The sequence below is a fragment of the Sphingomonas sp. TF3 genome (genome assembly GCF_003985085.1).
In the GTDB taxonomy this organism is placed as follows: domain Bacteria; phylum Pseudomonadota; class Alphaproteobacteria; order Sphingomonadales; family Sphingomonadaceae; genus Sphingomonas.
This window is the reverse complement of sequence record NZ_RWKS01000023.1, coordinates 50,040-58,087: the sequence shown is the minus strand read 5'-3', so window position 1 is coordinate 58,087 and position 8,048 is coordinate 50,040. Positions and strand designations below refer to the sequence as shown.

Genomic DNA, 8,048 nt, shown 5'->3' with positions numbered 1-8,048 from the left:
CCGCATCGCTGCGCGATTCGATCGCGCGGGGCAGCAGCGACGGGTAGCGGGTCGAGGTTTGCGCGGCACACCCCGCCAATGCCGGGGCGATTGTCAGGATAAACCCCAGCGCGAGGCGGGTGGGGCGGGCGGGCAGGGGGTGGGGCGTCATCACGAATTGCTCTATGCCGATGAGAAAGGTCACGCAACGCACTTGCATCTCTCAAAAGACGCCGCTAACAGCGCGTCTCCACGCACCCATAGCTCAGCTGGATAGAGCATCAGACTACGAATCTGAGGGTCGGGCGTTCGAATCGCTCTGGGTGCACCATTCTTTCAAAAGTGTCTGATCGCAGGACGTTACCGGGGTTCCCGGCAACGCCGCGACAGGCACGGCGGCGGGCCGCAGCGACGGACGCCGCCGCTACGCCGTGTGCGCGTTCGCTTTTCAAAAGATCCTGCTAGGTTTTGCCCTTTCCCCGATGTCGGGGAAGGATAGGCGTCATTCGAGATAGGCGCGGCGCAAGCGGGCGAGGTCTGCGTCCGACAATCCCATTTCGTCGCGGAGCCAGCCGCGCGCGCCGCCGCGATGCGAATCGAGCACCTTCAGGGCGGCCTCGATATAGCTGCGATCGGCGTTGAGCAGCGCCTGCATCACCGGTGACGGCATTTGGCCGATCGAACCGGCGGTCGCCTTGCTGTCCTTCGCCAGCAGCGTTCTGGCGTTGAGATAGCGGTTGGTAAGCAGATAGTCCTCGACCACGGTCGCGCGGGGCACGCCAAGCGCAGTCAGCAACAGCGCGGCGGCGACGCCGGTGCGGTCCTTGCCAGCCGAACAGTTGAAAGCGAGCGGGGCATGACCCGCCAGCAATTCATCGAACATCCGGCGATATTGGTCGTGAAACTGCACCAGCATATGCGGATAGCTCGCCGCCATGGCCGCGCGGGCGGATTCGGCGGTCCAGTCTTTCATTGGTCCGGCCGGCATGAAGCCCGCCATGTCGAGCTTGTAATCGTCGCTCAGCACGTGCGGTGCGCCCGCTGCGGGCCAGTTGACCGGCTCTGAAGCGCGCTCGCGCGTGTCGCGGAAGTCGCAGACGACACGAATGCCGCGCCGTTCGAGATAGGCATAATCGCTGTCGGTCAGTCCGTGCATCGAGCCGGAGCGGAACAGCAGGCCCCATTTGACGTGGCGACCATCGGCGGTGCGATAGCCGCCTAGATCGCGAAAGTTGCGTCCGCCCTGCAACGGCAGCAACCGCTCATGCGGTGCCGCCGTTGCGATCGGGGTATCGGCCCGGGCGGGCAGACCTGCCGCCCCGCTCGCCAACATTACCGCAGCCATTGCGGCAAAGGTAAGTCTCAGTCGAAACGGGGCGATCTTCATGGTCTGTCTCCGGGATCGGATCGTCTTAGAACTTGACCTGCACCTGCCCGCCAAAGGTCCGGGCTTCGTTGAAGAAGCCGTTGAGACCGCTGGTGAGGCTGAGCGCGCGGTAGAACACATGCTGTTCGTTGAACAAATTGCGCGCCCAGACCGAAACGGTCACGCGCGCGTCGCCCCGGCCCATGTCGATATCGGCCAGCGCCAGCGTGCCGTTGACGATGAACGCGCTGTCGCCCTTCGGCTGGTACACGTTGCCCGCATTGCCGGCCCCCAGAAAGAGCGGGTCGGTCGCGTTGGCGTAGAAGCCGCTGTCGTAATTGCCATCGAGATGCGCGCGGACCGTCGCGCCCTCCAGCGGGATTTCATAGTCGATCGTGCCGCTGGCACCGTGTTCCGGTGTGTAGGTCTGGTAGATTTCCACCGGCGTGTTGTTGACCGTGCCGCCTGCCGTCGCCGGGAATGGGTTGGCCGTCGAAGGGATCCGCACATAGGTGTAGGCATAGGATGCACCGAGCGTCAGGTGCGGAAGCGGGGTCAGTTTGAAATCGGCTTCGACGCCGTGGATGCCGCCGGTGCCAGGCGCGTTGAGCGTTTCGGTGGTCGTGCGGTTGCTGCGCGTCAGCACGCCGTTGATGACCGTCTCGTACAGGCCCGAGAAATCGACCTGCACGTTCTTGTAGGTGCCGGCATAAGCCGAAACGTTGAAGCGCGCGTGGCGGTTGAAGAACTCGGTTTTGAGCCCGGCTTCGAACACCGACACCGACTCAGGGTTAAAGGCGAGATATTGCAGCGAGCGTGAGTTGGCACCGCCCGATTTATAGCCCGTGCTCCACTTGCCATAGACATGGATGTCGCGCGACACATCGACGAGCACGTTGACCATCGGATCGACCCGCGACCAATGCGCATCGAGATAGCGTGTACCGGTCACGCCGAACACGACGGGGCTGGCACCGTTTACGGTGAAAAGCTGCCCGTGCTTCGCGTCCCGCGTCCAGCGCAGGCCGCCGGTGACGTGGATCGCGTCGTCGAGCAATGCCGGGGTATAGGTCGCCTGGCCGAAAGCACCGACGCTGGTGGTGCTGACATGGCTAGCGCGATCGATCCGTTGCGCATCATAATTGAGCGAAAGGATGGTGTAGGCGCTGCCCGCCGCATCGGTGAACTGGTTGGTGGCAAAGGCTTGGGCGTTGTCCTGCACGTTCTCGCGATAATACAGCGCACCCGCGACATATTTCAGGCGGCCGAGTTCGCCGATTGCTTGGAATTCCTGGCTGAACTGGTTCTGGCGGAACTGCGCCAGGCTGTAGCGGCTGAACGCGACGTTGGTGAACACGCCGGATGCGTTCGACATCGTCGTCGAAGCCGAGCCGTTATCATATTGGCTCTGCGTCAGGGCGCGATAGGAAGTGATCGACTTGAGCGTCAGGTTGCTCGCCGGGCGGTATTCCAGGTTCAACTCATGGCCGTGTACCTTGCCGACGCTGGGCTGTTCGGGAACGCCGACATTGGCCACGTCCGCGCGCGTCGCCTGGACGGTGCCGAGGGCAGCCTGCTTGTTGGTGCCGAGACCAAGGAGTTGCAGATACAGCGAGGTCGATGCGTCATAGGAGGAGTCGAACGCGTAATCGGCGCTGAAATCCGATGTCGGATTCCACAGCGCTTCCACGCGAACGCCGCGCTTGTCGTAAGCATTGAAGCCCGATGCACCCGTCAACGTGTTTTTCACCAGCGGATCGCGGTGGCTGACGACTCCATCGATCTTGAGCGCAATCCCAGCGACCGACGGCAAGTCGATATGTCCCTCGGCTTTGTAGCTGCCGAAATTGCCGGCCCCGGCGATCAGGTTTGCGTGAAAATCCCCGGTCGGCTTTTTGGTGGTGATGTTGATCGCGCCGCCTTCGGTATTGCGACCGAACAGCGTGCCTTGCGGGCCTTTCAGCACTTCCAGGCTGTCAATGTCGAACAGCGCGGTGCCGAGGCCCTGCGCACGGCCGAGATAGACGCCGTTGACGTACACACCGACACCCTGGTCGCGTGCGGGCTGGTTGCCGTCCGACAGCACACCGACACCGCGAATATTCACGATCAGCGCGGAGTTGCGCGAATAGAAAGGCGCGACCTTCAACGACGGGATCGAACCGTCCGTGAGATCGGCGAGCGAAACGACATGCCGGTTTGCAAGATCGGCTCCGCTCAGCACCGAAATCGAGATCGGAGTCCTTTGCGCGGTTTGCGGCCGCTTCTCAGCCGTGACCACGATGTCGCCAAGCTGGTCCCCTTCGCTGGCGGCGGCGGGCACGGTCGGCGCGGTCTCGGGTGCAGTGGCCGCATAGGCTGGCGACACGGCGATGATCGAGCAAAATGCGGTCGCCGCGAGCAGCCGAGCCGTTACAGTGTTGTGCTTGATGTTCATTGGATCCCCCGTTCTTAAGAACTGTCGGGGCTCCGTGTGCGTGTTTCGTGTCGTGTGCGTTACGAATATTGTTCAGAAATGTTGCGACGCACAATTATGGAGGGATCGACCCTCGGCCGTCACGCGCTTGGCGGTGTCGTCGGTAAAATGACCGTGACGCGCAAGCCGCCCAGCGGAGAGGGCCCGGCCTCGATTCGTCCGTGATGCGCCTCGACGATGGCTTGGGCCGTGGCAAGGCCAAGACCCGAGGTCGTCACGGACTCCCCCGGCAATTTTGTGGTTCGATAGAAGGGCTCGAACAAGTGCTGCGCCAGCCCGACGTCGACGCCCGGCGCACTGTCGTCGATGATCAGCCGCCAGGCATTGCGATGCCCCTCAAGCCCCAGAGCGATGCGTCCTCCCGCTGGCGTGTAGCGCAGGCTGCTTTCGATCAGCGCGGTGAACAATTGCTCGATCCGGGCACCGTCCCATTTCACCAGTACCGTCGTGGACGGCAATTGCCCGGGTTCTACCGACACCGATTGCGCCTTGGCGCGGCGGCTATTGGCCCACACCGCATTGTGGATCAGCGCGACCGGATCGACCGTCGCGAAGGTAACGGGCAGGCGACCGAGATCGGCCAACGCGACGGCGTGCAGATCCTCCGCCATTTCCTGCAAGCGTTGCACGCCTTCCGCCACCTCGGCGAAATCCCGCTGATTGTCCGGCATCTTGTGGTATAACGCGGCAACGTTTTCACCGAGCCGAAGAACGGGAACCCGTAATTCTTCGGACACCGCCACCAACCATGTCCGTCGTGCGGATTCGAGCCGGTCGAACCGCCGGGCGATGTGGCTGAGGTTGCGCATGGTCGCGCGCGTTTCGACCGGGCCGGTTTCGGAGAAATCGGTTTCGAAATCGCCATGCGCAATCGCGCGACTGGCGCGAAATAGCGCGCGTTGCGGGCGCGTCCAGCGCGCAGCGATACCCTGGCCGCAGCCAAGCAGGATCAGCAGCGTTGCGAACGCGGCCACCGCGATCCCCAGCAGTTGATCGCGGACGAAGGCGTAGCTTGCCTGGGTCTCCGCGCTTCCCGAGACAATCTTGAGGACGCCGAGCGTTTGCCCGGCCAGCGTCACCGGATGGGTGGCGCGGACACCGTCTGCATCCGGTGCTGCCCCTGCCAGGCGCTGACCCGTCACGGTATAGAGCGCGACGCGGTTCTTTAGCGGAGGGAGCGCGTCGCCGACCCCGGTGTTGTGATCTTCCAACTCCTGCGCGGCCGACAAGGCACCCGCCAGAGGCGTGCCCGCGCGAATCTGTGACGCGATCAGGGCGCTCAACGCGACGAGCGACTGGCGGTCCTGCGCTTCAAGATAAGCATGTTGTCCGCGCTGCAGATTGACGATCAGCGCGCTGCCCGGCAGCACGGCAACCAGCAACGCCTGACCTGCCAGCAGCAGGAACAGTCCCGAAAACAGCCGCACCGATGTATCTCCCCGAGCGGACGGGCGTCCGGTCAGGCGAGGTTTAATGCCGATTCACCATCGAAACAATTGGCCGTTTCGAGGGGGTTCATCCCGACGCGGGATTCTCCGCCGCGACCGCCGCCAACACCGGCCTCGCATATTCCGGGCGACAGATCAGCAAATCGGGCAGCAACGGATTTTGGCAATTGTAGCGTAGCGGCGATCCGTCGATGCGCGAGGCATGCAAGCCCGCCGCCTGGGCCACCGCGACGGGCGCGCAATTGTCCCATTCATATTGCCCGCCGGTGTGCAGGTAGATTTCGGCATCGCCTTGCACCACCGCCATCGCTTTTGCTCCTGCCGACCCCATCGGCACCAGATCCGCGCCGATCGCCGCGGCGACACGCAGCACCAGCGGATGCGCGCGCGTGCGGCTGACCACCATGCGCGGGCGCGCCGGAGCGGGCTGGGGAGAGGCGAAGGCATCGTCGGTGGCAAAGACGCGCTGTACGGCGGGCAGGGCCACGGCCCCCGTCACCGGAGCACCGTCGATGGCAAGCCCGATATGCACCGCCCAATCCGCGCGCCGTTCCCGAAATTCGCGCGTGCCGTCCAGCGGATCGACGATCCATACGCGCTGCGCGGCGCAGCGCGCGCCATCATCGCGTGCCTCTTCCGACAGGATAAAGTCATCGGGTCGTGCGGCGTGGAGCAGCCGCAGGATCAGCGCATTGGCCTCGGCATCCCCGCGATCGCCAAGCTCGGTATCGGCGCACGCCCCTGCTTTGCAGAGGCCAAGCAGCAGTTCGCCAGCGGCAAGCGCGACCGAGCGGGCGAGTTGGGCGTCGGTTTGCGCACTCAAAGGTCGGGACTCCACACGCCCATAATATGTCCGACGATCCGCTCGGCGGCGGCTTCGGGGCTCTCGCGCAACGTGTCGATGCGGATGTCGGGGCGTTCGGGCGCTTCATAGGCGCTCGAAATCCCGGTGAAGTTGGCGATTTTGCCCGCGCGGGCCTTGGCATAGAGGCCTTTCACGTCGCGTGCCTCCGCCTCGGCCAGCGGCGTATCGACGAAGATCTCGACGAATTCCTCGGGCAGCATCGCCCGTACCATCTCGCGTTCGGCGCGGAAGGGCGAGATGAAGGCGGTCAGTACGATCAGCCCCGCATCGGTCATCAGCTTGGCGACTTCCCCGACGCGCCGGATATTCTCGATCCGGTCGGCGTCGGTGAAGCCCAGATCCTTGTTGAGACCGTGGCGCACATTGTCGCCATCGAGCAGGAAGCTGTGGCGGCCGAGCGCGTACAGTTTCTTTTCCACCAGATTGGCGATCGTCGACTTGCCCGATCCCGACAGGCCGGTGAACCACAGCAGGCGCGGCGTCTGGCCTTTTTGCGCGGCGTGCGCGGCGCGGGTGATGTCGACCGCTTGCCAGTGCACGTTTTGCGCGCGGCGCAGCGCGAAGTGGAGCATTCCCGCAGCTACGGTGGCGTTTGTCGCGCGGTCGATCAGGATGAAGCCGCCAAGATCGGCACCTTCGGTGAACGGTTCGAACACCAGATCGCGATCGGTATAGACTTCGGCCACGCCGATATCGTTGAGGGCGAGCGTCCTGACCGACAATTCGGCCAGCGTGTTGACGTCGATCGCGTGGCGCGGCTCCTGCACCGTCGCGCTGACCGTCTGGGTGCCGAGCTTCAGCCAATAGCTGCGCCCGGGCAATAACGGCGTCTCCGCCATCCATACGATCGTCGCCTGGAATTGGTCAGCGACCTGGGGCGGATTGTCGGCAGTGGCGATGACATCGCCGCGCGAACAATCGACTTCGTCGGCCAGTGTCAGCGTGACCGATTGCCCCGCCACCGCTTCGGGCAAATCGCCGTCCATCGTCACGATGCGCGCGATATGGCTGATGCGGCCCGAGGGCAGGATGCGCACGGCATCCCCAGGCTTTACGCGACCGCTCGCGATCAGACCCGAAAAACCACGAAAATCGAGGTCGGGCCGGTTGACCCATTGTACCGGCATGCGGAACGGTCGCGCCTGTGCGACATCGGTTTCGACATCGATCCTCTCGAGATGCTCGATCAACGACGGGCCGGCATACCAGGGCATCGCGTCCGATCGGCTGGCGATATTGTCGCCGACAAAGCCCGAAATCGGGATCGCAGTAAAATCGGTGATACCGATCGCGGTGGCAAAGGCGCGGTAATCGGCGACGATCGTGTCGAACACCCTTTGATCATAGCCGACCAGATCCATTTTGTTCACCGCCAGCACCACGTGGCGCAGGCGCAGCAGGTGCACGAGGAAGCTGTGGCGGCGCGTCTGGGTGAGCACGCCCTTGCGCGCATCGATCAGGATCACTGCGGCATCGGCGGTCGAGGCACCCGTGACCATGTTGCGGGTATATTGTTCGTGGCCCGGCGTATCGGCGACGATGAATTTGCGTTTTTCGGTGGCGAAAAAGCGGTAGGCGACGTCGATCGTGATGCCCTGTTCGCGCTCGGCGGCGAGCCCGTCGACCAGCAAGGCGAAGTCGATATTCTGACCCTGCGTGCCGACACGCTTGCTGTCGGCCTCCAGCGCGGAAAGCTGGTCTGCGAAAATTGCGCGCGAATCGTAGAGCAAGCGGCCGATCAGGGTCGACTTGCCGTCATCGACCGACCCGCAGGTGATGAAGCGCAGTAGCGACTTGCGCTGATGCTGGAGGAGATAGGCGGTGATGTCCGAGGCGATGAGGGCGTCTGGCAAATACTCCCTCTCCCCTCCGGGGAGAGGGTTGGGGAGAGGGGCTGTGTCGAGGAATGGCGCG

General features: G+C 63.8%; 5 protein-coding genes and 1 tRNA gene. 1 reads left to right on the top strand and 5 read right to left on the bottom strand.

Annotated features, from left to right (window positions below):
- Positions 1-233: 233 nt before the first annotated feature.
- Positions 234-310, top strand: a tRNA-Arg gene (locus EJC47_RS17345).
- Positions 311-481: 171 nt separating this feature from the next.
- Here the strand turns inward: EJC47_RS17345 and EJC47_RS17340 are convergent.
- The 5 genes from EJC47_RS17340 to cysN all read right to left on the bottom strand — a co-directional run bounded on the left by EJC47_RS17340 (position 482) and on the right by cysN (position 7,987).
- Positions 482-1,366 (bottom strand): tyrosine-protein phosphatase, encoded by an 885-nt coding sequence (locus EJC47_RS17340; protein ID WP_126849076.1) that lies wholly within the window; start codon positions 1,364-1,366, stop codon positions 482-484.
- 25 nt (positions 1,367-1,391) lie between these two features.
- Positions 1,392-3,782 (bottom strand): TonB-dependent receptor, encoded by a 2,391-nt coding sequence (locus tag EJC47_RS17335; protein ID WP_126849075.1) that lies wholly within the window; start codon positions 3,780-3,782, stop codon positions 1,392-1,394.
- A gap of 119 nt (positions 3,783-3,901) precedes the next feature.
- Positions 3,902-5,248 (bottom strand): ATP-binding protein, encoded by a 1,347-nt coding sequence (locus EJC47_RS17330; protein ID WP_126849074.1) that lies wholly within the window; start codon positions 5,246-5,248, stop codon positions 3,902-3,904.
- A gap of 88 nt (positions 5,249-5,336) precedes the next feature.
- Positions 5,337-6,092, bottom strand: coding sequence for a 3'(2'),5'-bisphosphate nucleotidase CysQ (locus EJC47_RS17325; RefSeq protein WP_033966597.1), 756 nt, complete (start codon positions 6,090-6,092; stop codon positions 5,337-5,339).
- Positions 6,089-7,987: a sulfate adenylyltransferase subunit CysN gene (gene cysN / locus EJC47_RS17320; RefSeq protein WP_126849073.1), complete on the bottom strand. Its 1,899-nt coding sequence runs from the start codon at positions 7,985-7,987 to the stop codon at positions 6,089-6,091. The genes EJC47_RS17325 and cysN overlap by 4 nt, the downstream gene beginning before the upstream one ends.
- Positions 7,988-8,048: the final 61 nt, after the last annotated feature.